Annotated in this window: 23 protein-coding genes; 13 read left to right on the plus strand and 10 right to left on the minus strand. The window is 46.8% G+C overall.

From position 1 onward, the window contains the following. Nucleotides 1-183 precede the first annotated feature (183 nt). Complete coding sequence (locus tag ACIFSR_RS06060; protein WP_430055768.1) at nucleotides 184-981, minus strand: YheC/YheD family protein; 798 nt, start codon at nucleotides 979-981, stop codon at nucleotides 184-186. A 192-nt stretch (nucleotides 982-1,173) separates the two neighbouring features. Here ACIFSR_RS06060 and ACIFSR_RS06065 point away from each other — a divergent pair, with 192 nt between their 5' ends. The 3 genes from ACIFSR_RS06065 to ACIFSR_RS06075 are packed head-to-tail and all read left to right on the plus strand — an operon-like array spanning nucleotide 1,174 to nucleotide 4,423. Continuing rightward, nucleotides 1,174-2,424: a hypothetical protein gene (locus ACIFSR_RS06065; protein WP_430055771.1), complete on the plus strand. Its 1,251-nt coding sequence runs from the start codon at nucleotides 1,174-1,176 to the stop codon at nucleotides 2,422-2,424. A gap of 13 nt (nucleotides 2,425-2,437) precedes the next feature. Continuing rightward, complete coding sequence (gene sbnA, locus ACIFSR_RS06070) at nucleotides 2,438-3,385, plus strand: 2,3-diaminopropionate biosynthesis protein SbnA (RefSeq protein WP_430055774.1); 948 nt, start codon at nucleotides 2,438-2,440, stop codon at nucleotides 3,383-3,385. A 48-nt stretch (nucleotides 3,386-3,433) separates the two neighbouring features. Then, on the plus strand, nucleotides 3,434-4,423 hold the full coding sequence (locus tag ACIFSR_RS06075) for a 2,3-diaminopropionate biosynthesis protein SbnB (RefSeq protein WP_339206348.1): 990 nt from the start codon (nucleotides 3,434-3,436) through the stop codon (nucleotides 4,421-4,423). 130 nt (nucleotides 4,424-4,553) lie between these two features. Here ACIFSR_RS06075 and ACIFSR_RS06080 read toward each other — a convergent pair whose 3' ends face one another. Together ACIFSR_RS06080 and ACIFSR_RS06085 are read right to left on the minus strand one after the other, a co-directional pair. Beyond that, nucleotides 4,554-4,919, minus strand: a complete 366-nt coding sequence (locus ACIFSR_RS06080) for an IDEAL domain-containing protein (protein ID WP_076268500.1) — start codon at nucleotides 4,917-4,919, stop codon at nucleotides 4,554-4,556. Nucleotides 4,920-5,143: 224 nt separating this feature from the next. Continuing rightward, a complete protein-coding gene (locus ACIFSR_RS06085) occupies nucleotides 5,144-5,380 on the minus strand; it encodes a DUF6953 family protein (protein ID WP_339206346.1) in 237 nt (78 codons plus the stop codon). A gap of 204 nt (nucleotides 5,381-5,584) precedes the next feature. Between ACIFSR_RS06085 and ACIFSR_RS06090 the strand changes: the two genes are divergently transcribed. From ACIFSR_RS06090 to ACIFSR_RS06110, 5 genes are all read left to right on the plus strand, one after another. Next, nucleotides 5,585-6,034: a MarR family winged helix-turn-helix transcriptional regulator gene (locus ACIFSR_RS06090; protein ID WP_339206344.1), complete on the plus strand. Its 450-nt coding sequence runs from the start codon at nucleotides 5,585-5,587 to the stop codon at nucleotides 6,032-6,034. Nucleotides 6,035-6,087: 53 nt separating this feature from the next. Then, complete coding sequence (locus ACIFSR_RS06095; RefSeq protein WP_430055779.1) at nucleotides 6,088-7,065, plus strand: aldo/keto reductase; 978 nt, start codon at nucleotides 6,088-6,090, stop codon at nucleotides 7,063-7,065. A gap of 86 nt (nucleotides 7,066-7,151) precedes the next feature. Next, entirely contained in the window at nucleotides 7,152-7,643 is a 492-nt protein-coding gene (locus tag ACIFSR_RS06100; protein WP_430055782.1) for a hypothetical protein, read from the plus strand. A gap of 179 nt (nucleotides 7,644-7,822) precedes the next feature. Beyond that, a complete protein-coding gene (locus ACIFSR_RS06105) occupies nucleotides 7,823-8,299 on the plus strand; it encodes a glutathione peroxidase (RefSeq protein ID WP_339206340.1) in 477 nt (158 codons plus the stop codon). 248 nt (nucleotides 8,300-8,547) lie between these two features. Next, nucleotides 8,548-9,045, plus strand: a complete 498-nt coding sequence (locus tag ACIFSR_RS06110) for a MerR family transcriptional regulator (protein ID WP_430055785.1) — start codon at nucleotides 8,548-8,550, stop codon at nucleotides 9,043-9,045. 104 nt (nucleotides 9,046-9,149) lie between these two features. Here ACIFSR_RS06110 and hisS read toward each other — a convergent pair whose 3' ends face one another. Further along, entirely contained in the window at nucleotides 9,150-10,439 is a 1,290-nt protein-coding gene (gene hisS / locus ACIFSR_RS06115) for a histidine--tRNA ligase (RefSeq protein ID WP_430056207.1), read from the minus strand. A gap of 401 nt (nucleotides 10,440-10,840) precedes the next feature. Here hisS and ACIFSR_RS06120 point away from each other — a divergent pair, with 401 nt between their 5' ends. The 4 genes from ACIFSR_RS06120 to ACIFSR_RS06135 all read left to right on the plus strand — a co-directional run bounded on the left by ACIFSR_RS06120 (nucleotide 10,841) and on the right by ACIFSR_RS06135 (nucleotide 14,866). Then, nucleotides 10,841-11,542: a peptidylprolyl isomerase gene (locus ACIFSR_RS06120; protein WP_339206338.1), complete on the plus strand. Its 702-nt coding sequence runs from the start codon at nucleotides 10,841-10,843 to the stop codon at nucleotides 11,540-11,542. Between the two features lie 105 nt (nucleotides 11,543-11,647). Further along, nucleotides 11,648-12,289 carry a family 43 glycosylhydrolase gene (locus ACIFSR_RS06125; protein WP_430055788.1) on the plus strand — a complete coding sequence of 214 codons (642 nt, stop codon included), beginning with the start codon at nucleotides 11,648-11,650 and terminating at the stop codon, nucleotides 12,287-12,289. Between the two features lie 105 nt (nucleotides 12,290-12,394). Beyond that, nucleotides 12,395-12,976: a TetR/AcrR family transcriptional regulator gene (locus ACIFSR_RS06130; protein ID WP_339206334.1), complete on the plus strand. Its 582-nt coding sequence runs from the start codon at nucleotides 12,395-12,397 to the stop codon at nucleotides 12,974-12,976. A gap of 60 nt (nucleotides 12,977-13,036) precedes the next feature. Continuing rightward, nucleotides 13,037-14,866, plus strand: a complete 1,830-nt coding sequence (locus ACIFSR_RS06135) for an alpha/beta fold hydrolase (protein WP_430055791.1) — start codon at nucleotides 13,037-13,039, stop codon at nucleotides 14,864-14,866. 85 nt (nucleotides 14,867-14,951) lie between these two features. Here the strand turns inward: ACIFSR_RS06135 and ACIFSR_RS06140 are convergent, their stop codons facing one another. Both ACIFSR_RS06140 and ACIFSR_RS06145 read right to left on the minus strand, forming a co-directional pair. Beyond that, complete coding sequence (locus ACIFSR_RS06140) at nucleotides 14,952-17,189, minus strand: asparaginase domain-containing protein (RefSeq protein ID WP_430055794.1); 2,238 nt, start codon at nucleotides 17,187-17,189, stop codon at nucleotides 14,952-14,954. A 20-nt stretch (nucleotides 17,190-17,209) separates the two neighbouring features. Beyond that, on the minus strand, nucleotides 17,210-18,586 hold the full coding sequence (locus ACIFSR_RS06145; RefSeq protein WP_430055796.1) for an asparaginase: 1,377 nt from the start codon (nucleotides 18,584-18,586) through the stop codon (nucleotides 17,210-17,212). A 543-nt stretch (nucleotides 18,587-19,129) separates the two neighbouring features. On the opposite strand from ACIFSR_RS06145, the gene ACIFSR_RS06150 reads away from it, so the two are divergent. Then, nucleotides 19,130-19,327: a sporulation protein Cse60 gene (locus tag ACIFSR_RS06150; RefSeq protein WP_076268509.1), complete on the plus strand. Its 198-nt coding sequence runs from the start codon at nucleotides 19,130-19,132 to the stop codon at nucleotides 19,325-19,327. A 420-nt stretch (nucleotides 19,328-19,747) separates the two neighbouring features. On the opposite strand, the gene ACIFSR_RS06155 is transcribed toward ACIFSR_RS06150, so the two are convergent. The 4 genes from ACIFSR_RS06155 to ACIFSR_RS06170 all read right to left on the minus strand — a co-directional run bounded on the left by ACIFSR_RS06155 (nucleotide 19,748) and on the right by ACIFSR_RS06170 (nucleotide 23,865). Then, nucleotides 19,748-21,103: an LLM class flavin-dependent oxidoreductase gene (locus ACIFSR_RS06155; protein ID WP_430055799.1), complete on the minus strand. Its 1,356-nt coding sequence runs from the start codon at nucleotides 21,101-21,103 to the stop codon at nucleotides 19,748-19,750. A gap of 35 nt (nucleotides 21,104-21,138) precedes the next feature. Continuing rightward, nucleotides 21,139-21,960 carry an ABC transporter permease gene (locus tag ACIFSR_RS06160; protein ID WP_430055801.1) on the minus strand — a complete coding sequence of 274 codons (822 nt, stop codon included), beginning with the start codon at nucleotides 21,958-21,960 and terminating at the stop codon, nucleotides 21,139-21,141. Beyond that, the gene (locus ACIFSR_RS06165) at nucleotides 21,960-22,760 is read right to left on the minus strand and encodes an ABC transporter permease (RefSeq protein ID WP_430056209.1); all 801 of its coding nucleotides are present in this window, start codon (nucleotides 22,758-22,760) and stop codon (nucleotides 21,960-21,962) included. The genes ACIFSR_RS06160 and ACIFSR_RS06165 overlap by 1 nt, the downstream gene beginning before the upstream one ends. A gap of 79 nt (nucleotides 22,761-22,839) precedes the next feature. Continuing rightward, nucleotides 22,840-23,865: an aliphatic sulfonate ABC transporter substrate-binding protein gene (locus ACIFSR_RS06170; protein WP_430055804.1), complete on the minus strand. Its 1,026-nt coding sequence runs from the start codon at nucleotides 23,863-23,865 to the stop codon at nucleotides 22,840-22,842. Nucleotides 23,866-23,904: the final 39 nt, after the last annotated feature.

Raw genomic sequence — 23,904 nt, forward strand, 5'->3', positions numbered from 1 at the left:
GACTCGTATTACTTCCCACGCTGTAAGGGCATATTTGTGCTTACCAGCAAGATTTTGAGCTGGCTCATATGCCAATTGCACCTAATAAGCATATATATGTGCTTATTAGGTGCTAACTCTTTGGCGCTGGTTGAGCATCTGCACTCTTAAAGCGGTTAGTCGAGCTTGCCCACCCGTACCGCTCTACCTAACCCCGCGCTTCGCCTTTTTACAGTTCAGCTTGTAGGTTTTTCCGTATGCCTTGCCGTAGCGCACGATTTTACGAAGCATCGATTGGTCTTCAAGCAGTAAGAACGGGCAATGATCAGGCAGCGTATTAACTTCAAGTATCCATGGCTTAAGCTCGCGATCAAGCGCAAGATCAACACCTAATTCTTTAATGCCGGGATACGTCTGGTGGAGCTTCATTGCGGTGAGAACGCCAAGCTTATCCATCCCATTCAACATACGCCGCCTCACCGGTGCACTCATATAACGCCTTAGCAAATACCCCGTTGGATAAATCGTTCCTCCCTGACTGCCATTCGTTACAATTTTTCGAGGATGTGCTACCCTGCCCAAAGTTCCCGTCGCCTCCCACCCCCCGTGCGGCGACTGCTGCACCACGAGCCTTATATCAAACGGACGCCCCTTATGCCTCAGCAAGCGAATCCCTTTTTGCACTAGGTAAGCCTTCCTTTTCGAATCTCTCAAAATAGACCGATAAGCCGCTTTATAGGTGAAAAAAGCCAACTTTTTTTCTCCTAGCTGGTACGAATAGGGCCGAAAGCCCTCCTCGTCAAGCTCTACCCTCATCACACCTCTCCCCTGTCCACCTCTGATCGGCTTTACATACACCATCCCCCACTGTTTCAACATTTTACGCAGGCTCTTCCTTGTCATCATCTCCGCTTCCGGCAAATGATTCTTTAACACCGAGTCACGTCTCATCACTTCCGATTTGGCCCACTTATCCGCAACCGTACGACGATGTTTCTTCATAAACGATATAGCAGCCACCCTCTCTCTCACAATATACTACTGCCTCATGATTCACTCTTATTAGCATACGAAGCTTGAACGAAATGGATGTAGGCGTTTGTCCCCATAATCAGAACCTAGAGGCGCAAACGACATATGCTTAATTAACGCTTTCATTCGAGATATTTGTCCTACAGGAGGCTCAACACCAAAATGTCACCATCAGCTCTGCTTCATCCGCATATCAAGCGAATCGTCCAGCATCACCCCTGGTACAACACCCTTCTTCAACAGGATGGAATAGATCCGCAAGCTTGCCAGTTATCTGATCTTCCGCTCATCACGTCGGACATTTTGGAGCAGCATTATTTTACGGGGAGAGCTCGAGAAGAGGAAGGTTTGTCCGTTTACAAAACCTCAGGCACTTCATCAGGCGTTCGCAAGGCGATTTATTATTCAAAGGAAGATGACGAGAATTATATCGATGCAAAAACAGCCTGCTTTCAGGATTGGATGACCGCCAGCGCCAGTGCAGCCAGCACTGCCGCTGAGCCTCCCGTCCCTATTCGCAGAGCATTAGCCGACATGGGTACAGGGCATGCAGCAAATACTGCGGTGACCATCTTTGACCGGCTTGGCTTGGAAGCAGACTCCCTGTCGTTCTCGCTCCCGATTGAAGAGCATATTGCGAGGCTGGAATCCTATCGTCCAGAGCTTCTTTATACAATGCCGTCGATTTTGGATGCCATCGTCTCTCACGCGGAGGAACCGAAGCAGTTTGGCATCAAAAAAATAATACTGGTCGGCGAAATCGCCCCGCTCCAGTGGCAGCACAACATGGCCGAACGGTTCGGAATCGAGCCGCAGCATATTTTAGACACGTATGGCTCGATTGAAGTTGGAGCGATCGCTTCCTATTCACATGAGCTTGGGCTATATGTCATCGCTGATGGCATTTATGCCGAGGCAATACCGGCAGAGCAAATCGACGACAGCTTTGAACCGCTGAAAGAGAACGAAGCCGTTCTCGTATTGACCTCTTTTGTACGTTCATTGTTCCCAGCTATGAGGTACGTCACCTACGACGTCGTGCGTGATTTTCAAACCATCTGCATAGACGGCAAGCAGCGGCAATGCTTCAGCTGTATCTCCAAACGAATCGGCACGGATTTGAAGCATGGGGAAAAAATCAGCCTATACGATATCGAAAGTGTCGTACACCAATACATCCATGACGCACAGCTTCGAGTAAGACTCCATGAGAATAAGCTGCTTGTTCATATTCAAAGCAAATCGCTGAAAGATGAAATGCTTGTCCATATCAAGCATGCTATCGAGCATAAAATTGGGGACATTGGACAAATGATTCAAAATCGCATGCTTGAGGGCATTTCGGTAACACGCGCAGCGGAAAATGAACAACTTGAACGCGGGACGGTGAAATCCAAAAAAATTTATTTTTAAGGGGTGTTAGCCTTTGGAGAGAAATTTGTTGTCAATCATCGGGAATACGCCGCTCGTCCAGCTCTCGAAGCTGTTTGCGAACGATCGCGGCATTAAAGTATTCGCAAAGCTTGAATTGCTAAACCCAGGAGGCAGCGCGAAAGACCGCTCCGCCACCCGTATTATTAATAAAGCATGGGATGAAGGCTTGATCGGGCCCGGCTCCGTCATCATTGAGTCCAGCTCAGGGAATATGGCAATTAGTCTCGCTGCCATCAGCTCCTATCTCGGCATGAAATTCGTAAGCGTCATTGATCCGAAGGCGACGCAGCAAAATATCCGCATCATGCGTGCTTATGGCGCAGAGATCGAACTGGTTGAAGAGCCTGACATTGAGACAGGTGAGTTTCTGCCCGCAAGATTAAATCGAGTACAGCAATTATTAGAGCGCATTCCCAATAGCTTCTGGCCGAATCAATATGCGAATAAAAACAACTATTTGTCTCACTATGAGGGTACGATGCACGAAATTGTTGAAGAGCTGGGCCACGTCGATTTTATTGTCGGCGGAGTCAGCACCTGCGGCACCATGTTAGGCTGCTCGCAATATGTGCGCGAGCATAAGCTATCCACGAAAGTGGTAGCTGTCGATGCGGCAGGCAGCGTTATTTTCGGAGGAGTGAACGGCAACCGCCGCTTCCCGGGACTTGGAACAGGTATCATACCGCCCTTTGCCCAGACGAGGTTTATGGATCAAGCTATAATGGTAGCCGATAAAGATATGGTCGATGGCTGCAGACTGCTCGTTGCGCAGGAATCGATTTTGGCAGGACCTTCCTCTGGCGCGATTATCCATGCCTTAAAATCGATCGAGCACGAACTCCCCGATGATGCCATATGCGTCGTTATTATACATGATCGCGGAGAGAGATACATGGATACCGTATTCAACGATGAGTGGGTAAAGCAGCAGTTCGGCTGAATTCGCTCCGAAATTTAGCACACTCCCTAATCCAAAAACGAGAGGAACATGACCGTGCTATATCTCGGCGATGAACATATTCGCACTATCGGATTGCACTGGGAAGAGCTTGTTGACAGCATAGAGGTTGCGGTGCAAATTATCGATTCCGGCGATTATGCACAGCCGATAAAGCCCTACCTGCGTTATCGCAATCCAGCTAATCGCATCATAGCTATGCCTGCATACATCGGCGGATCGGTAAAGACTGCCGGTATGAAGTGGATCGCTAGCTTCCCAGGCAATATCGACGCCGGTTTGCCAAGGGCACACAGCGTCACACTGCTCAACAACGCAGAAACAGGCATTCCTTACGCCATGCTGGGCACCCCGCTGCCGAGTGCTGCCCGGACAGCTGCAGTCAGCGGTTTATTCATCCGCCATTATCTAAAAACACGCACCGCATCAAAAAGCTTAAAGGTTGGAATCATCGGCTTCGGGCCTGTAGGCCGGCTTCATTACGATATGTGCTGCCGCTTATTCGGAGAGCATTTAGAGGATATACAAGTGTATGATATACGCGGATGCGAGCTGGATAACCCTGACCTTGCTGCTGTGGACGCTGCACTGCGCCACCGTACGCGTCTCGCCAGCAGCTGGCAGCAGTTATATAACGAATGCAATCTCATTATTAATTGCACAGTAAGCTCTCAGCGTTATATCGATACTCCTCCCGCTGAAGGCACTCTTCTGCTCGATGTTTCTTTACGGGATTATACAGCAGCAGCTATAAGCGGCATTAACGCGATTATCGTCGACGATTGGAATGAGGTTTGCCGCGAAAATACTGACATTGAGCTGCTGCATCTTGAGAGCGGCTTAACAGAAGCACAAACCACCTCCCTAACCGATGTGATATGCCGCGAAGCGCTTGCCAGCACCTCCGATTCGGAGCCCATATTATTTTGTCCGATGGGCATGGCTGTGTTTGATATGGCGATAGCCGATTATTTCGTCCAGCGAGCGCAAGCGTTTGGAATCGGACTACAGCTTAAGTAATGCTCCCAGTGGAAAAATGGCTATATGCCGCTTCTCGGGTATACAAAAAAAGGATGACACCAGCGGCACGCATGGCATCATCCTTTTTTTCGTTGGTGCTATGATGTGATAGGAGGCAAACCTGCTCCGATTAAGCAGATTGACCAAGTCGATTGACTGGAAATGAATATACCTTCGAACGTTCTCCAGCCTCAGCCGCTTCTTCGCTAGCTTTCTTCGCATTGGTCAGCTCCATAAACCAAGCCTCATCCCATGTATCTAAAGCTAAGTCAATTGCATTTTGAAAAACCTGCGCATCATTTATAGTAATTTCGGATACGTTTTTGAGCCATGATGAACGAACGGCTACGGTTTTCCCTATAACCTCTACGTTATCCGACTTTACAACGCTCACGGTTACAAATCCTTGCAAAATATCGATGGTTTCGACAAAACCATGAATGAGCTCGCCATCTTTTGTTTTACCTTGTACCCAATCGCTTATGTTGAATTTCATCTCCAAACACCACCTATCCCTAATAGTAAGAATACCTCGTTAACTGTAACTTTTTTTGGTACACTTGCTTTAAAAAAGTAGACGCTTCTTTTATGATTAAGCTACGTCCTATTGGTGACTTCCATACTGTAAGTTTAATAATTACAGTTACCTTTGTCAAGTTGTTCATGAGAAATGGACGTTTTGGCTTTAACGCCCAGCTTCCCACTACAATAATATGCGGTTTAGCTCCAGCCCCAGAAGAAACCGTCTCTCTCCCAAGCGGCCTTTCCCTTATGGAGCTTACGGAACACTTTTTTCACTTCTTTGTCGATTGAAGCGTTGCCGTGCTCATTCACATATATAAACGATTCGCCAAAATGGCTTTTTATATGCTCAACTGCGGCGCTTTGATGCAAAATCCCTTTTTCCTTCAATTCGTTCAGCATCCATTCTGCAACCTCATTAGCAGTATAAGACATCGCTATCACTCCTTCATTAAATAAACGCTGTAACTATAGCACACTTCGTCCTCCCACTACAATATAAGGAGCAGCTGTGCGCATTGACAGTGTATTGTCCATTCCTCTATATTATATTTATCACAATTTAATTTTGTTAAACTTAGAACTTTAGCTCATTGCCTTTTAAACAAACAAATTCACCTTCCCACGGAGGACAACAACATGGACAGCAACGAAATTTTAAAACTGGACAATCAAATATGCTTCGCTTTTTATGCCTGCTCTCGCGAGATTACTAAGCTTTATCGCCCAATGCTCGAGAAGATCGACCTTACCTACACGCAATACGTTACAATGCTAGCCCTATGGGAGCAGGACCATGTCACGGTAACCGCGCTTGGCAATAAGCTTTATCTGGACTCAGGCACGTTGACCCCGCTTCTTAAGAAGCTGGAAGCTGCAGGACATATTACGCGTACGCGTGACCGCAACGATGAACGCAGCGTACTCGTGGAACTCACAGCGCAAGGCCGAGCATTAAAGGAACAAGCCGTCGATATTCCTCATCAGCTCGCATGCAAGCTTGACGGCACACCTGAAGAAGGTGCTGCATTGCTGGAACAAATGCATCAGTTCCTAGACCGAATACAGCAAGGATCAGCTAGAGCATAACGGAAAAAGACAGCTGCCCATTACTTATTCTGAAGTTCTGAAAGGAGCAAGCCATGACATCATCTACGGTTAAGCCATTTGGCCAAACGAGTTTGCAGTTATCTCCGCTTGGCCTTGGCTGCTGGCAATTCAGCAATGGCAAAGGGATCGTCGGAAAGTTTTGGCCCGCTCTGAGTGGCGAAATCATTAATGATATCGTAAAAACAAGCTACGAAGGCGGCATTAACTGGTTTGACACCGCTGAAATTTACGGAAACGGCCAATCCGAGCAACTGCTCGCCAGCGCTTTGCGTGAAGCCCTGCCAGCAGAAGATAAGGTCTATATTGCGACCAAGTGGTGGCCGGCAATGCGTACCGCCAGCAACATTGGCCGTACAATTGATGTAAGAATTAAACTGCTTGAGGGGCGTACAATCGACCTCTATCAGGTGCATCAGCCCTTCTCCTTCTCTTCAGTGAGTAGTGAGATGAAGGAAATGGCGAAGCTGGCCGCTGCCGGAAAAATCAAAAATATAGGTGTAAGCAATTTCTCCGCTAAACAAATGCGCGAGGCCGATCGCGTTCTGCGAGAGCATGGCTTGCAGCTCGCCTCCAACCAAGTAAAATACAGCCTGCTTGACCGCCGCATCGAGAAAAATGGCATTCTCGAGACGGCGCAAGAACTCGGTTGTGCAATCATTGCTTATTCTCCGCTTGAACAGGGTATATTAAGCGGGAAGTTTCATCATGATCCTTCTCTGATCAAAGCCATTAGCGGCCCGCGCAAATGGAGCTCCGCTTTTCAAACAAACGGCCTAAAACGCTCTAAGCCGCTTATTGATTCGCTTGAGCAGGTAGCTGCTCGTTATGAGGCTACCGCAACTCAAATCGCGTTAAATTGGCTCATTCATGCTCATGGAGATACCGTATTCGCGATTCCCGGAGCATCAAAAATTCACCACGCCGAGCAAAACGTGAAAGCTATGCGTTTTAAGCTGACAATAGATGAAATTAACGAAATTAGCGAAGCTTCAGCACTTGCAGCTCGCTAATCCAGCCTCTCGATTCAAAGCAAGGAATGCAGGGTATAAGTAGATGTAACCTCATTCTAGCTTAGATACGAGAGGAGAACTCCCCTATGACGACAGCCATTGGAGTATTTGACAAAGAAGAAGGTGTCTTGGAAGCGATCAAACGGTTTCAAGCAGCGAGAACAAATAGACATAATCTTAGAATTGTTCTGAAGAACAAGGAATCGGCTCCGCTTCTTGTTTCCGATTCAAGCATCCCTATTGAAGAAGTTTATGAAATTCGAGAAGCGCAAGAGGTGAACCAATCCGGAACAATTACTCCGCTTAGCGCCGCACCATTTGCAGCAGGTTCAGGTTATACCGCCGGAAGCACTGGCCTAAACGGCGGCCCTACCGGCATAGCCGCAGGCGCTGTGAAGCTTGATAATGAGCCTGATACTAAAGACGTGCTCCATGATATTGGCATAGAAGACAAATTCATCGAACCGTGCAAAGAAGCTATCGATCAAGGCTACTACTTGCTAGTGGCTGACACCGATAATGAAGCTGCAGCAGGAGCCCTGCTCCTTCAGTCGGGTGCATATAAAGTTCTTTATTAAAAGCAAGCCAGAGGCTGTCCCTAGCAAATAGGGGCGGCCTCTTATTCATTTACAGACCAATAAAAACAGCCTCTGGCCACAAGCTAACTCACCTCTATTTATTTCATTTGACACCTCTATATAGATTGAGTACAATTAAATTATAAAAAATATAAAATCGGTTGATGGAGGTTGTTCCTATGTCCTTATACAATATTGAAGTAAAGACCATTAGAGGCGAAAATCAGACTCTAGCCCCTTATAAAGGCAAGGTCATGCTCATCGTGAATACAGCTACCAAATGCGGCTTCGCCCCGCAATTCAAAGGTCTTCAAAAACTTCATGACACCTACAATAAACAAGGCTTTTCTGTACTAGGCTTCCCCTCATCGCAATTCGCCAATCAAGAGCTTAGCGACGACAGCAAGGTTGCAGAAGCGTGCGAAATTAATTTCGGAGTATCGTTCCCTTTATTCTCCAAAGTGGATGTAAACGGCAGCACTGCGCACCCTTTATTCCAGCACCTGACGAATGAAGCACGCGGCTTCCTCGGCACAAGGTCGATCAAATGGAATTTCACCAAATTTCTTGTCGACCAGAACGGCAAGGTATTAAAGCGCTTCGGATCAAAGGATACGCCTGAGAAAATCGAACGATATGTACAGAAGCTGCTGTAAAGTTCTGTTTAGGTCTTAACCGCTTCAGTTAATATATCCTGCAAATAAAGAAGCCTTCTTCCCCACGCAGAGTGTGGATAAGAAAGCTTCTTTTTTAATTGCCGCAATATTCGCGTTACTGCTGCGAGCATGAAAAAACAATCGGATGATCACTTCTTTTAGCGATTAACCACTACCTTTGTCAGCCGTGCAGGAGAGCATGTTTTCGGCACGAATAACTCTAGTAATTAATAAGCGAGGTGATGACAATGGCGTTGTTAAAAACCAAAGAAGCCGCTCAGCTTCTTGCTGTCAGTGAAACAACAGTCAGACGTTGGATATCCCAGTTCCCCTCTTCTTTCGGCAAGGATACGCTCGGTCACTATACCTTTGATGAGACGGCTCTTCACAACCTGCAGCTGATTAAGCAAGAATTGGAGGAAGGGAGCAGCCTGCAAGACATTAATCTTTCTCCCGTTCCGCAAGATCTGCAGGCATCTGCACCTGTATACGAGGATCGCGAGGAACTGCTCCATCGACTGAGCCGTTTGGAAGCTTCCCTATCCCAGAAAGCAGATGAAGTCGTCACTTACCAGCTGCTGAGCCACCGGCAGGAGCTCGATGAGCTTAGGCTCGTTCTGACTCAGCTAACCGCAAGCATGGACGCACTGCAATACCCCGAGCAGCATATCGCCGCCGCATCGCTCCCAGCAAAGGATCGCACCAAACGACGCAAGCTGATCAGCATCCTATTCCCTTTCCTATAACGACTAATCCTCTAGCTCTCGTAATGTCTCATGACGGGCAGCCAAGTTAAAGAAGACGAGTACAACTTGGCTGCTCCAATATAAAATTTTTATCTTATTGATCCTTATCCACTTGCCTTTTCTAAAATATAAATAGCTTCGTCGACACTCATTTCCCTTTCGACCCGCTCCTCCATATCCTTCAAGCGCACTAAGCCCGCCTTCCATTCCGCCTCTCCCACCAGAAGAGCGTAACGTATGCCGCTGTTCGCTACCGATGCAAGTATATTTTTCAGCTTTCGTCCGCTAGAATCGAGCTTCACTCGAATGCCGCTCGCACGCAAATCCGCTGCGGTTTGCAGCAGTTCTGCCGCCGTTACACTTACGGGAATGAGCACTACGTTAACCGACGCCTTCGCTGCAGCTGCGTAACGCTCTTCAAGCAAAGCCATAATTGACTCCATCCCAAACGACAAGCCGACCGCTGCGTACTCAGTATCATCCCTGCCTATAAGCTGTCCAATAATGGCATCATACCGACCGCCGCCGCCAAGGCTCGATGCGAAGCCGTTCGAAGCATCAAATATTTCATAAACCGTACCTGTGTAGAAAGATAACCCGCGTGAGAGAAAAGGGTCAAACACACAAACAGACTCTAATCCAAGCTTGCGCAAAATATCACGAACCTCGACTACTTCCTGCGCCCCAGCACTATATTGCAGGTCATATTTATCTATCAATGCCTCTAGTGTAGGCTCCTCCAGCTCAATCAACTCTAATATCGAAGCGATGACCCCGCCAGCCAAACCCTTCTCAGCAAGCTCCGCCTTCACACTGTCTATTCCGATTTTTGCGAGCTTATCCAAAGTCAGCATAATCGACAACGAATCCGCCCCCTGGACGCCAATTGCTGCAAGCATTTCGCCAAGAAACCGCCTATTATTCCATTTTAATTGGATATCTAGCTCCAGGGTGCGAAACACATCGACAGCCAGCTGCATCAATTCCACCTCAGCTTCCGGCCCCTTCACCCCAACAACATCCACATCACATTGCAAAAACTCTCGCAGCCGCCCGCGTTTAACGGGACCATCACGGAATACCTTCCCCATTTCATATCGCTTGAAAGGCAATTCAATACTTGGATTCAATGCCATCACCTTGGCAAAAGGGATCGTCAAATCATAGCGCAAGCCTAATCGTCGTTTTCGCTGATCTGTAAGCTGGTACATTTCCTTAACAATTTCATCGCCGCCTGCATATTTAGATGTCAAGAAAGCAAGATCAGTCAGCTCGGTAGACACCATCTCATCAAAGTCATATAGCTCAAACTTTTCCCGCAGAGTCTCCTGAATCTTTCTTCTAAGCGCTTGCTCCCTGCCGTAATAATCATAGGTTCCCTTTACATTTTGCATCACGATCATTCCTCTCACTGCATTATTGGAATAAAAAAAACGCGCAGGACCTCTTGGTCCTGCGCGCATCGTATGCTGCAGGGAGGCCAACGCGAGAAGCGCTAGCCCACCCTGAATGTTGATCAGGGGTGCTAACGCTTGGTGAAATGATGAAGCTGATTCAATTGGAATGTGTACATAAGACCCAATCCCTTCGACTGAATTAATGTGATTATAGCGAATCAGCGCTTGTCGCGCAAGACCTTAACTTATTAGAGACATTCAATACAATGATAAAGCGATGAATTCGCATTTAAATCACGCAATATGATATTATACAAGTTGGATATAAAAGGTGAATGCTGCGCAAACCTGATCGTCTCAAGGTCATTTGCATTCGCAAATTTAAGGAGGATATTGAAATGCTGTTTAAGAACAAACGTCTTGGGATCATGCTTCTTCTTGCACTAACCCTGCTTATTGTAGCATCAGGCTGCGGCGCAAACGGGAGTAATGAGAAAACAGGATCAGGCAGTGGCAACACAAGCACAACTCCCCCTACTGAAGCACCTGCTGAGGAAGGTCCTGAGCTTCTCGGCTCGGACAAGCATCCCGTTGTAACGATTGAACTTAGCAATGACAAAATCATTAAGCTTGAGCTTTACCCAGAGGTTGCACCTAATACCGTAAACAACTTTATTTCTCTTATTAATAAAGGCTTCTATGATGGCGTTATTTTCCACCGCGTAATTCCAGGGTTTATGATTCAAGGCGGAGATCCAGAAGGTACTGGCACCGGTGGCCCTGGATACAGCATTCCAGGCGAATTTAACAGCAATGGTTTCGAGAACAAGCTGAAGCATAGTCGCGGTGTTATCTCCATGGCTCGTACGAATGATCCAGATTCTGGGGGCTCGCAATTTTTCATCATGCATGCTGATTACCCATCTCTCGATAATGAATACGCAGCTTTCGGAAAAGTAACCGAAGGCATCGAGGCGGTCGATGAGGTTGCCAATCAGAAGGTCGGCCCAGGCGATAAGCCGGAAACGCCAATTTCGATGAAAAAAGTAACTGTAGATACGCTTGGCATGACGTTCGAAGAACCAGTTAAGACGAAATAAGAGAAGGGCTTAGCCCTTCTTTTTTTATTGCCTAGGATATAATACATTCATTAATCAATTAATATTTATAGTAATGACCAAATGTTAACCTAGGAGGATTTCTGCTTGAGAAAACAAACCATCATTTTGTTAACGGTATGCATAATGACATTTATGAGCGCTTGCAGCAGAAATAACGCCGGAAATACAGTTCCACCAGCGGAGAGCAATCAGCCATCCTCAGCTAATGGCGCATCAAACCAGCTAAAAACGGAAGCGGTTACAGCGGAGGAGCCTCTATTCACTAACACCTCCGTTCATGATCCGTCGATTATCAAAGTTCGTGATACCTTCTATATTTTCGGCTCGCATCTCGCTGCAGCCAAGTCGAAGGATCTCATGGCCTGGGAGCAGCTGAACTCCAGTGTCTATGAAGAGAATCCCATCATACCGGATGTACTGACAGAAATGAGCGAGGAGCTAGCTCGGGCCGAGACTGATACGTTCTGGGCAGGCGATGTCATCCAATTGCCGGACGGCAAATTTTATATGTATTACAGCATGTGCAAAGGAGACTCTCCTCGGTCGGTGCTTGGTTATGCGGTTGCCGATCAAGTTGAAGGGCCTTATAAAAATAAGGGCATGATTCTCAAATCGGGCATGTGGAATGATTTGAGCGAGGATGGAACGTTGTACGACGCGGCAGTGCATCCAAACGTAGTCGATCCAAATTTGTTTAATGATAAAGATGGCATTCTGTGGAGTTAATCTTTATTTGGATCTTTATGTGCTAAGCAACTTGTCAGATGATAAGCTCGTCTCGCAAATTTGCTTAATTGACAATTCCATAATTAGTACTGTATAGTACTAATTATGAAAACGACCTCCAAAACATCTAATCGCGAAATTGCGCTACAGACAGCGTCCAACTTGTTTTTGAGCAAAGGTTATCTCGTCACAAGCATGGATGATATTGTTGCAGCGAGCAAAGTATCCAAAACTAATATTTATTACTATTTCAAGAGTAAAGAGGAGATATTGTCCACGATCATTGAGCGGATGACTGATCAATATGAAGCACTTATAGCTCATATTGCCAATCAAACCGAGCTGCCTGTTATGGAAAGGCTGACGAAACTTATGCAGACGCTCACTCTGCAGGATATCGACTGCCTCGGAGGGTGTCCTTTTTTAACGCTATACACGCAAACACCAATGGAGGCAACTGCCATTCGGGAACAGATAAGCGCATTTTTCAAAAAACAATTAACGATCCTCGAGCAGCTTATTACAGAGGGCATTGCTAGAAATGAAATGAACAGCAAACTGCCCCCTCAACCAATGGCCTCCTTAATTTTGTCCACGATCGAGGGCGGATTGTTCCTGCAGCATGCTCAGCAAGACCCAACCATACTACAGCAATCGCTTCATGCTTTAGCTTCTATGCTAAAGTAATTTTTTTAAAAACTTTAGTACTGATTAGTACTATAAATGATTTCAGAGGAGTGTTTACTAATGGCACATGTATTCATGACGGGCGGAACAGGTTTTGTCGGCTCCCAAATTATTAAACGGCTAGCTGCCGACGGTCATCGCATTACTGCTTTAGCGCGTTCACATAGCCGAATAGCGGAACTTATTGAGCAAACAAACCACGAGGAGTCCGGTCTCCTATCAGCCGTAATCGGAGATTTGACAAAGCAAGGACTGGGCTTATCTTCAAGCGATCGCCTTGCGATACAAAACGTGGATGTCATTATACACGCTGGCGGACCAATGGATATTCTTTTAACTGAACAACAAGCAAAGAGGGTTTTCCTTGATGCAGCTAACCATTTAACTTCGCTTGCTGCTGAGCTTTACGAGAATGGAAATCCCCTGCATTTCATTCATGTCGTTGGTTTCAAAAGTCCTGTGACCGATTCGAACTTAAACGATGCAACAGCCATTATGCAGCTTTTGGAGCACGAAGCTCCTTATGAGCGAATGAAAATAAACGCAGACGTTCATATCCGCCAGCACGCTAAACAAACTGGCTATCCTCTTTCCGTCGTTAACCCAAGCGTAGTCATCGGTGATTCTACTACCGGCAACACGGAGCAAACCGGAGGGTTAGGCATTTTGATAGCAGCGGCGAGAAAAAAACTTATGGGCACTGTTCCAGGAGGCAAAAAACACTGGCTCCCGCTCGTCCATCTCGATCATACGGCAGCTTTCATTGCTGCCCTTGCGAACGAGCAACAACCTCTCAGCAACACCTATTATTTACTTGATGAACAAGCAGCAAGCCTTAACATGAGCCAGCTAATAACACTCATAAATAAGGAACTTAGAGTCCCGTCTCCAATCGGTTTTATCCCTGTATCCCTTTTGAGCAAGATTTTAAGCTCCCGTATGGGAAGCAAACTAGGCATTCCCCAAGAATCGCTCAGCTTTATTGTCAATCAAGCATTCCCTCTACAATCTACACAGCATATTCAGCAAAAATATTCGCTTCCTGCCACTGTAGATTTATCGGTTCTCCCGCATGTGATTGCCGATTTGGATTATCGTTTATCCCATAGGCCGACAAGTCATCCTAATTTCGTACGCAGCAAACGCGGTCCACTTGCCACGCTAGAAAAAACTGGAAGCGGCAACCCGATTATTTTGCTGCCCGGTACCTTCAGCGGTGCAGACTGTCTTATACCGCTAGCTTCAGAGCTGCGGCATCGTCAGATATGGATTGCTGATTTACCAGGCTTCGGGCGATCACCCTATCACCATCATCCGGTAAACGTAGTAAATGGGCATGTCGAGGCTATTATGTCCGCTATTACATCACAACCGGAAACCGTTACTTTAATCGGTCATTCCTATGGAGCATTGCTCGCAGCCAAGGTCATGGAGCGTATGCCAGAGCGTATCCAAGCCGTGCATTTATTGCAGCCAGCGCTCCACCATGCGAACAGCAGATATAGGAGTAGAATCGTCAATCGTATGCTTTTGCCCCATATATCCTTAGCAACCTTGCGCAAGGAGCTTGTATTGCAGGGATGCTTCGAGAGGATCGGTCAAATCCCTAAGGACTATTTGGAATATGTTTTGAACGAGCTCAGTTCCCCGCGCGTAAGAGCCACTCTGGCTGACACACTCGCCCAGTTAACGAAGGATGAGCATTTCCGACAACAACCCGAACAATGGGGTGAGAAACGGGTCAGTATCATTTGGGGCTCACAGGACCGTGTGTATACGATACCGAAAACTTACAGCGCAGTTCCCACTCAGCTTCTAGCACGCGGTCACCACTTCCCCCTTTCTCATCCATCTGAAACAGCGCGCCTATTATTTCAAGCGGGGCTCTAGTTTAAAGTTGCATGGTATGAAAAAAAGGCGGCTCTTAAAGGTCCTATTCGACCTTTAAAAACCGCCCTTTTTTCCGTCCAAACCACTACTTGCTCTTAAGCATATTCATAATAACCGTAATCGCGTCTGCCCGCGTTGCCGTAGCTTTTGGCGCAAAGATATTGCCCGTACGCCCCTGAATGATGCCTTTATCACTAACTGCTCTAACCGCACCCTTCGCCCATGCCGGGATATCCTTGTTATCAGCAAAGCTGGTTGTCGCATTCGGATCTAACGTTAATCCAGCACCGCTTGCAATCATTGATACCATTTCCATACGCAAAATGTTTGCGCCCGGACGGAAGGTTCCATCTGGATAGCCGCTAATAATGTCCGCTTTGACCGCTTGTGCAACAGCTTCCTTTGCCCAAGCTGCAATTTTGTCATTATCAGCAAAGGCAAGCACCGAGCCTGCACCATCCGCTTTCAACGCACCCATCAGCATAACGGAAAATTCCGCACGTGTTACGGTTTTATTCGGTTTAAAAGTACCGTCTTCATATCCCTTCACAATACCGGATGCGACCGCCTCTTTAATAGCAGCCTCTGCCCAGTGCCTTGATATATCTGTAAAAGAAGGCACTTCTTCAACTTTCTTGTCTACAGCGAATACAGCAAACTTAGTAAAATGATCAGATTGTACAGTAATAAAGTTATCCTTTACCGTACCACCCATCTCTACCCATTGCTTCTTCACCTCATCGTAATAGAATACGGACGCCGTCTGACCACTCTTGATCAAAGAGGCATCAAGCTTAAAGGTCAGCGTGACTGGAACAAAGAAATCAGCTGATATCGACTTGAGTATTTCAAAAATAGAAGACACTCGCTTGCTCGATGGCTCAACAATGCCGCCCGTTTCAGTCAGTTTCTCAATAGAAAGCAGCATTTGCTCCTTCGTCGCACCTGCTGGAATAGATACAGTAACGCTATCATCCAAGCCAAGCGTACCTGCGCTGCCTGCACCAATCGAAACCTGTCCTTTATTTGATACATTCCCACCCGATCCACCCGTACCGCCTTCTACTGGAGGAGTTGGAGTTGGAGTTGGAGTCGGTGTAGGTGTGGGAGTTACAGGCGTTTCAGGCACATCAATCTTAATATCTTGTGTCCCTACTGTTTCAAACAAGTTCTTCACTGTAGCAAAATCATTCGAGAATGCCAGCGAAAGCATAAGCATGATGCGTGCATGCTGCGGGTTTAAATTATCTCCAGCAATAATGCCGTTTCCGCCGCCAGTGATCGTTCCAGAACCCGTTCTAGTCGTCGATACGAATGTAACGCCATGATCCTTAATTGCTGCGGACCGCGCCGCACTCATCTTCGACGAAATACCAGCCGCCCCAGTGCCGGCTGTTACAATCCCTTTGGCTCCATCAGCTACTAAAGCACGAATGGCACCGCCGCCGGCTTCTTGGTAGCTATAAACGATTTCAACGATAGGCAAATTGTCCTTCGAAATATTTTTCAATGCAAACGGCGTTTTCCAATCCGCTTGTCCAGCTTTGAGCGCCCTAGCATTCAGACGATACATACGTACCGCTGCATCATCAACGTAACCAAGCACGCCGAACATCGGTGTCTCAAACGTATCCGTCCGGTGCGAATTGCTCTTTGTTACTTCGCGTGCCGCATGAATGACATCATTTAGCATAACGACCGTGCCGAACCACTTTGTTTTGCCGCTCCCCGCCACCTTAATTGCTTGATACAGGTTGGCTGGAGCATCCGTTCCAATGACATCCCAAGGCCGCATTGAACCCGTAACAACTACCGGCTTCTCGCTTTGAACAGTTAGATCGAGAAAATAAGCAATTTCCTCCATCGTGTCCGTACCTGTCGTAACAACTGCACTATCATAAATTTCAAGCGCAGCATCCACCGCCAGGGAGAGATCATACAGGTCCTTCATACTGTAGCCGCTCGAGCCCTTGTTGCCGAATTGATAAATAGAGACATCCGCTATTTTATTTTTCCCAGGCAGCTGAGCTACCATATCCGCCATTTTATACGTTCCTGCAGCATAGCTTTGGAAATTAGTAGGATCATTATTACTCGCTTTACCAGCAATCGTCCCGCCAGTCGCCACTACAATGACATTTGGCAATGGAGAAGCTTTATGCTCCTCGGACAATGCCGGAATATCAAAGGCAGGCAGCTGAGGTGCTGCAGTCTCGGCACGAACTGAGCTGGCATAGCCAGTCAGTATCGTACTGAGGAGAGCCATAATGAGGAGGGGAATGAAAACTTTCTTTGCTGTAGATGATTCACTTCTTATGGTCATAACCGTACTCCTCCCCCTAATTATGGCGTCACTGGTGCTGTTTCAGGCGTTGTTTCTGTTGCAGTGGGCTGAACTGGCACTTCTGAAGCAGCAGGAACTTCTGCTTCCGGTGTAGGAACAACAACGACCGGTTCCGTCACAACAGGCTCTTCGATTGGTTCTTCAACTGTCGTGCTTAGTACCGTATTTTCATCAACTGAAATTTCTACATCCTGTGTGCCAAAAGTCGTGAACCAGTTTCTAATCTTGTTTACATCGTTTGTAAATGCTAGGGACAGCAACAACATCATACGAGCATGCGCCGCGTTCAAGTTGTCTCCGCCAATAACACTTCCGCTGCCGCTATCATAGATAGAGCCTGAGCCTGTTCTTGTTGTCGATACAAATACGACACCTTTATCCTTAATGGCCGCGGAACGCGCAGCACTTAGCTTCGACGAAATACCGCCAGCGCCTGTCCCTGCGGTTACAATTCCCTTCGCGCCATCTTCCACCAAGCCGCGAATAGCGCCGCCGCCTGCTTCTTGATAGCTGTATACGATTTCTACTATCGGAAGACTATCTTTGGAGATGGTTTTCAAATCGAATGGTGAAGCCCATGCTGGTGTACCTGCTTTTGCCGCTCTAGCAGGAGCACGATAAATACGAACAGCCGGATCATCCACATAACCTAGTGCACCAAACATCGGAGCATCAAAAGTATCGGTACGGTGTGAATTTGACTTCGTAACTTCACGTGCCGCATAAATGACATCATTCAACATGACCACTGTGCCAAACCATTTTGTTTTACCGCTCCCAGCTAGTTTAATAGCTTGATAGAGATTGGCAGGCGCATCCGTTCCAATAACATCCCATGGACGCATAGAGCCTGTAACAACAACCGGCTTTTCACTGCGAACGGTTAGATCGAGGAAATACGCGATTTCTTCCATCGTATCCGTACCCGTCGTTACAACTGCACTATCATAAATCTTAAGAGCTTCGTCTACCGCAAGCGATAGATCATAAAGATCTCTAATACTATAGCCGCTCGAACCCTTGTTGCCGAATTGATAGGTAGAGACATCAGCTATTTTATTTTTCCCAGGCAGCTGAGCAACCATATCTGCCATTTTATAAGTACCAGCCGCATAGCTTTGGAAGTTAGTAGGATCATTATTGCTTGCCTTACCCGCAATCGTTCCTCCTGTTGCAACAACAATAACATTAGGAAGACTTGAAGCTTGATGTTCAGCGGATAGGGCCGGAATATCAAATGTCGGCAGCTGCGGCGCTTCCTCCGCGCGTACAAAATCCGTTTTTGTCAGTACCCCTACCATCGCTGCAAGCAATGAAAGTACAAGCAGTGGAATTAAAATCTTTTTCGCTATCTCGTTCTTTACAACTTGTGTCATGTTTAACTCCTCCTATGCGATATAATTCTCTCTTTCTTCTACATCAGTCTATTTCATGTTATATAAGTTAACAAATCATTAAAGTAGACAAAAAAGCGTAACCATCGAGGTTTAACTCTATTTTTCATTTATTTTTGCTCATATCCTTACTAAATTGAAGAAAACATATGTTAGTTTTATTTACACGAATTAACGAGATTACTAGATTAATGCTCAGTATAAAAAAGGATTCTATAAATCAGTTTCTTACAAAGAGCTATTCGAACAATCCAGCACACACTGAAGCAAGGTCACGCTAAAAAGCGGCAAGCAGATATTTAAATGGAGGCGTCTGGAAAAAAGCTAAACAACCCATGCAGCCGAATAGGGGCAGCTTCGTTATTTTAGCGAAGCTTCCCCTATTTTCTTTGTCTAAAATGGATCATTAAATCTCCCTGTTGACACTTATAGTACGCAATGCTATGGTGGACGTCAGAAGGCATTCTGCTATCGACGCGGGGTGCCTATCTGTATATTTATTTGGTAAGGGAGGACACAACGAATATGATTCAAGTAAAAGAATTTATTGATACGGATTCTGTTTTTGCTGAAAAAAGAGCAAATGAGTTTTTGGCAGAACTGAGCGACGATCAAGTCATTAATATTTGCTACGGCTCCATGATCAAAACAGCCACTTCAGGCAACACTTATCAGCGCAGCACTATACTTGTCGTTTATAAGCAAAGCAAAGAGAAGGAATAAAGAAAGCGGGTGATCCCATCATTAAGCCTCGTCAAGATAATCTAGAACATCATGAGACGCAGGGGAATGAGGACAAGGACATTCGAAACACAAAAAGAGATAAGTGGGAAATATTTTTCCGTATCCTTTCCTCCACGGCAGCATTTGGTTTGGTAGCTATCGCTATCGGCTATGTCACCTATTCATTTTTCATAAAATAGAGGCTGCTGTCTTGGAACCGTTATCACTTATTTTTAAGGTGGAGGTTTGCCATGAAATATTTTACTTATAATCGATGGTGTTTATTAAAGAGCGGAATATTCACAAAACCTTAGTCCCCCCTTCTCTGCAACAACGGCAAAGAAGCAAGCAGCCGTCGCCTAATCATGGCGCCAGTTGCTTGCTTCTTTGCGTTTTTTCACTATTGCCGCTCAGCTCTTGTTACGCTTGCTCTTGTACCACATGACGTTTTTTGCGGAAATGCCCTTCGCTTGGACGTTCAAGTCCAAGATGGTCACGAAGGGTATCTCCCGTGTAATCTTCACGAAACAGTCCGCGCTGCTGCAAAATCGGCACGACATAATGAACGAAATCGTCGAGCCCTCCAGGAAGAACCGGAGCCATGATATTGAAGCCATCGCAGCCATAGTCCTCAAACCACAGCTCGATAAGGTCAGCCAGCTGTTCGGGCGTACCAACAAACTGCAAATGTCCCCTCGCTCCTAGCATTCTGCTTCCAAGCTCTCGCATCGACAGCTTATCTTTGCGCGCCATATCCATAATAAGCTGAACACGGCTCTTCATGCCGTTGGATGCTTCAACAGGATCAGGAATATCCGGCAGCTGATCATCAAGCGAATAGCTGCTTAGATCTACGCCGAGAAATCCTGATAAGAAGCCGACAATATGGGCGGCAGGAATGAGCTCCTGCAGCTCTTGATAACGCTGCTTCGCTTCCTCTTCCGTCGCACCAAGAATCGGGGAGAGGCCTGGCATGATTTTTAGACTGCCGCGTTCCCTTCCATAATCTCCAAGCTTGCTGTTCACACTCTCATAAAAGATTTTTGCCGCTTCCAGCGATTGCTGCGCCGTAAATATAACTTCGCCAATGCTGGCCGCAAAGTCTTGACCTGGACCTGATGAGCCTGCCTGAATTAGCACTGGATAACCTTGAGGAGATCTCGGCACATTCAGCGGTCCTTTCGTGGAGTACCATTCTCCGCTGTAATCAACTGGCCTTACTTTAGACTCATCGGCAAACTGACCCGACACCCGGTCAAGCACAAGCGCGCCATCCTCCCAGCTATCCCATAAGCGGGTTGTGGCATCCACAAATTCACGAGCCATCTTGTAACGCAGGCCGTGCTCGGGATGTTTGGACTGCCCGTAATTATGAGCTTCCAGATCAAGCTGCGAGGTTACAATATTCCAGCCTGCCCGCCCGCCGCTAATATGATCAAGCGAAGAAAACTTTCGCGCAACATTAAAAGGGGTGTTGTATGTGGTTGAGACGGTTGCAGTCAGCCCAATCTTCTCCGTAACAGCCGATAATGCGGACAATAGCGTAATAGGCTCCAGCATGCCCGCTACCGCTTGCCCCACATTAGTGGCATACAGCAAATCTGCGAAGAAGAGCATATCGAACTTGCCGCGCTCCGCGGTTTGCGCAAGCTTCTGATAAAATTTCACATCAAACATTCCTTCAACACCCGACTCCGGATGACGCCAGCCTGCATGATGATGGCCTGTATAATAAATAAATGCTCCGAGATGGAGCAGCTCCTGCCGTTTCCCCATAATCCGTTAACCGCCTCTCCAAACGATTCATTTTGTCATCCTTTATACGTATCTCGCCAGCGAAGCCATTTGGTTTCTAGCAGCCGAATGGCTGAATCCGACAACTTGCCAAATACAGCGAACAAAATAATGCCCACAAAAACAATTTCCGTTTGCGAGTATGCTCTTGCATCCTGAATCATATAACCGATACCTGCACTCGTCCCCATCATTTCTGCAACAACAAGCAGCAGCCATGAAGCGCCAAGCGATAGCCGTACGCCCAATAAAATATTCGGCAAGGCCGCTGGTATAATAAGCTTTGTTACCTGCTGAAGCTTCGTATATTGGAAAATACGCGAAACCTCATACAACTTCACATCCGTATTTCGAATACCAAGAAATGTGTTCACATAAACCGGGAAAAAAGCGCCAAGTCCAATAAGCAGCACCTTTGAAAACTCTCCGATTCCGAACCACAGAATAAACAATGGGATAACGGAAAGCAGCGGCACCGTTCTCAGCATTTGCAGCGAAGGATCAAGCGTCCTCTCCATCACTTTGCCAAGACCCGCCGATAAACCGAGCAGCAGCCCGAGCGCTCCGCCAAGTAGAAACCCAAAACCAGCGCGATAAATGCTAATACCGAGATGCTTCCCCATCTCTCCCGATTCACACAATGACACAAAGCTCTTCACAATATTTGACGGGGCCGGCAGCAGTGTTTCAGACAACAAACCAAGCCCGCTGACCGCCTGCCAGACAATCACAATGAAAGCCGGAACAATCCAGCCATGAAGCGGCTTTGGAATAACGCTTAACCAGTCCCGACCAGCTGCCTTTGCGCCCATTTCACGCGAAGCGGTTCGTTCGCTCATTACTTGCTGCCTCCTTTGTAGCTGTCCTGCCAATTTAACAGCCTCTTCTCAAGCAGCTTAACAAGCGAATCCGTCAGCTTACCGACTGCAGCAAAAATAATAATGCCTACAAATACAACCGAAGTAATCATGAGATAACGCGCATCATTAATCAGAAAACCAATTCCTGAGCTCGAACCCATCATTTCCGCTACAACAAGCCCAAGCCATGCCACGCCGATAGAAAGTCGCACGCCGAGAAAGATATTAGGAAGCGATGCCGGAAGAACAAGCTTCGCAATCATTTGCCAGCGGCTAAACTGCAGCACACGAGCAACGTCAAACAGTTTGCCATCTACGGAACGAATACCAAGAAAGGTATTGACGTACAGGGGGAAAAAAGCACCTTTTGCAATCAATAACACTTTAGATGTCTCATCAAAGCCAAACCACAAAATAAACAACGGAGCTACTGCCAAATGGGGCAAAGTACGAAGCATTTGCAAGGAAGGATCAATGAGCCTTTCCGTCTTATAGGAGAACCCTACCCATAATCCCGCAGCTAAACCTAATCCTCCGCCCAGCAAAAATCCAAGCAGCGCACGTCGAGCTGAAATACCGAGATGATAAACCAGCTCACCAGATAAAGTTAAATGAACGAATTCCTCCACAATTAAGCCTGGTGTTGGCAGCAGCGTTGGATTAAGCTTCCCCATCATTCCGGCAATTTGCCAGATAGCTAATAACCCGACTGGAAGCAGCAAACTGAGCAGCAGATTAACCGTTTGAATAGAGAGACGGCTCCTCGGCCGCCTCTTCATTACTTTGATGGGCTTATGCAATGCGCTTTCTGAGCCAGCTCCAACCATTAGAAACGCCCCATTCCTCTTGTTCAGTGTATTATTTCAACGCTTCTTCAATAAATTTGTTATCAAATACGGTGGACACGTCGATTTTTTTGCGAATGACTTTAATGTCGAACTGGAAGTCCGCCGTCTTTTGCTGCTCTGCAATAATTTCGTCCGATACAGGGATATTAATTGTCCTAGAGCGATTGAAGATTGCTTCAATTAATGCCGCAGGCACTTTACGCTCTGCCGCATAACGCTCGGTGGATTCGGCACGATTATCATTTTCCCAAGCAAGCGCTTTGTTCCATACTTTCAGATACAGGGTAACGAGCTCAGGATAATCATCAGCAAATTGTTTTCTAACAATGTTGAAGGAAGGAGAAAGCACACCCAGCTGTTCGCCGTCCGCAAGCACCTTCGCTTTATCCTGCAGCGTGTTCAGCGTAATGTTCGGCTCCCATGTCGCCCATGCATCAACCTTCCCCGTCTCAAAAGCAGGTTGCGCTTCATCCGGCTGCAGTTGAATAATTTCCAAATCCGATGCTTTAAGCCCCGCACCTTCAAGGCCGCGGTAAAGGAAGTTAAATGCGTTGCTCCCCTTGGCAACAGCTACCTTCTTGCCTTTTAAGTCAGCAACCGTTTGAAACGGGCTATCTTTAGGCACGATGATCGCGACATTGTTTTTGCCTTCGAGCGCCTGAGAAATGACAGTAAATTTAATGTCCGCAGCTTGTGCTGCAATGATCGGCATATTGCCAAGCCCAGCGAAATCAAGACGGTTAGAAGCAATTGCCTCTGTCATTGGAGGGCCGCTCTGAAATTCCGCGTACTCCACTTTCACGCCAAGCTTGCCAAATTCATCTTCAAACCATTTCTCCTCAATCGCCTTGCCCATTAAGCCGCCGCTGCCCTGATATCCGATCTTTACAGTAACTCCGTCATAGCTCTTTGCTGCTTTGTTGCCCGCGTTGCCCGTTTCTTTCTTGTCTGAATTTCCATTGCCAGAAGCCGCGCAGCCGCTAATAAATACCGCTAATACAATAATTGCTGCCGCAAGAAGGCGTAATCTGTTCATCTTCATTCTCTCCCCGACGATCTTTATTTTTGGTGAAAA

Source organism: Paenibacillus sp. NRS-1760 (genome assembly GCF_050467785.1).
Lineage (GTDB): Bacteria > Bacillota > Bacilli > Paenibacillales > Paenibacillaceae > Pristimantibacillus.

Bases quoted from the DNA above. Each gene is read 5' to 3' on its own strand.
- ACIFSR_RS06165 (WP_430056209.1), bottom strand. From the start codon at position 22,760: ATGAAGAGGCGGCCGAGGAGCCGTCTCTCTATTCAAACGGTTAATCTG.
- ACIFSR_RS06140 (WP_430055794.1), bottom strand. From the start codon at position 17,189: ATGACCATAAGAAGTGAATCATCTACAGCAAAGAAAGTTTTCATTCCC.
- ACIFSR_RS06135 (WP_430055791.1), top strand. From the start codon at position 13,037: ATGGCACATGTATTCATGACGGGCGGAACAGGTTTTGTCGGCTCCCAA.
- ACIFSR_RS06160 (WP_430055801.1), bottom strand. From the start codon at position 21,960: ATGAGCGAACGAACCGCTTCGCGTGAAATGGGCGCAAAGGCAGCTGGT.
- ACIFSR_RS06080 (WP_076268500.1), bottom strand. From the start codon at position 4,919: ATGAAATTCAACATAAGCGATTGGGTACAAGGTAAAACAAAAGATGGC.
- ACIFSR_RS06150 (WP_076268509.1), top strand. From the start codon at position 19,130: ATGATTCAAGTAAAAGAATTTATTGATACGGATTCTGTTTTTGCTGAA.
- ACIFSR_RS06075 (WP_339206348.1), top strand. From the start codon at position 3,434: ATGACCGTGCTATATCTCGGCGATGAACATATTCGCACTATCGGATTG.
- hisS (WP_430056207.1), bottom strand. From the start codon at position 10,439: ATGCAAAATGTAAAGGGAACCTATGATTATTACGGCAGGGAGCAAGCG.
- ACIFSR_RS06095 (WP_430055779.1), top strand. From the start codon at position 6,088: ATGACATCATCTACGGTTAAGCCATTTGGCCAAACGAGTTTGCAGTTA.
- ACIFSR_RS06105 (WP_339206340.1), top strand. From the start codon at position 7,823: ATGTCCTTATACAATATTGAAGTAAAGACCATTAGAGGCGAAAATCAG.
- ACIFSR_RS06085 (WP_339206346.1), bottom strand. From the start codon at position 5,380: ATGTCTTATACTGCTAATGAGGTTGCAGAATGGATGCTGAACGAATTG.
- ACIFSR_RS06130 (WP_339206334.1), top strand. From the start codon at position 12,395: ATGAAAACGACCTCCAAAACATCTAATCGCGAAATTGCGCTACAGACA.
- ACIFSR_RS06065 (WP_430055771.1), top strand. From the start codon at position 1,174: ATGTCACCATCAGCTCTGCTTCATCCGCATATCAAGCGAATCGTCCAG.
- ACIFSR_RS06120 (WP_339206338.1), top strand. From the start codon at position 10,841: ATGCTGTTTAAGAACAAACGTCTTGGGATCATGCTTCTTCTTGCACTA.
- ACIFSR_RS06155 (WP_430055799.1), bottom strand. From the start codon at position 21,103: ATGGGGAAACGGCAGGAGCTGCTCCATCTCGGAGCATTTATTTATTAT.
- ACIFSR_RS06110 (WP_430055785.1), top strand. From the start codon at position 8,548: ATGGCGTTGTTAAAAACCAAAGAAGCCGCTCAGCTTCTTGCTGTCAGT.
- ACIFSR_RS06060 (WP_430055768.1), bottom strand. From the start codon at position 981: ATGAAGAAACATCGTCGTACGGTTGCGGATAAGTGGGCCAAATCGGAA.
- ACIFSR_RS06090 (WP_339206344.1), top strand. From the start codon at position 5,585: ATGGACAGCAACGAAATTTTAAAACTGGACAATCAAATATGCTTCGCT.
- ACIFSR_RS06145 (WP_430055796.1), bottom strand. From the start codon at position 18,586: ATGACACAAGTTGTAAAGAACGAGATAGCGAAAAAGATTTTAATTCCA.
- ACIFSR_RS06170 (WP_430055804.1), bottom strand. From the start codon at position 23,865: ATGAACAGATTACGCCTTCTTGCGGCAGCAATTATTGTATTAGCGGTA.
- ACIFSR_RS06100 (WP_430055782.1), top strand. From the start codon at position 7,152: ATGACGACAGCCATTGGAGTATTTGACAAAGAAGAAGGTGTCTTGGAA.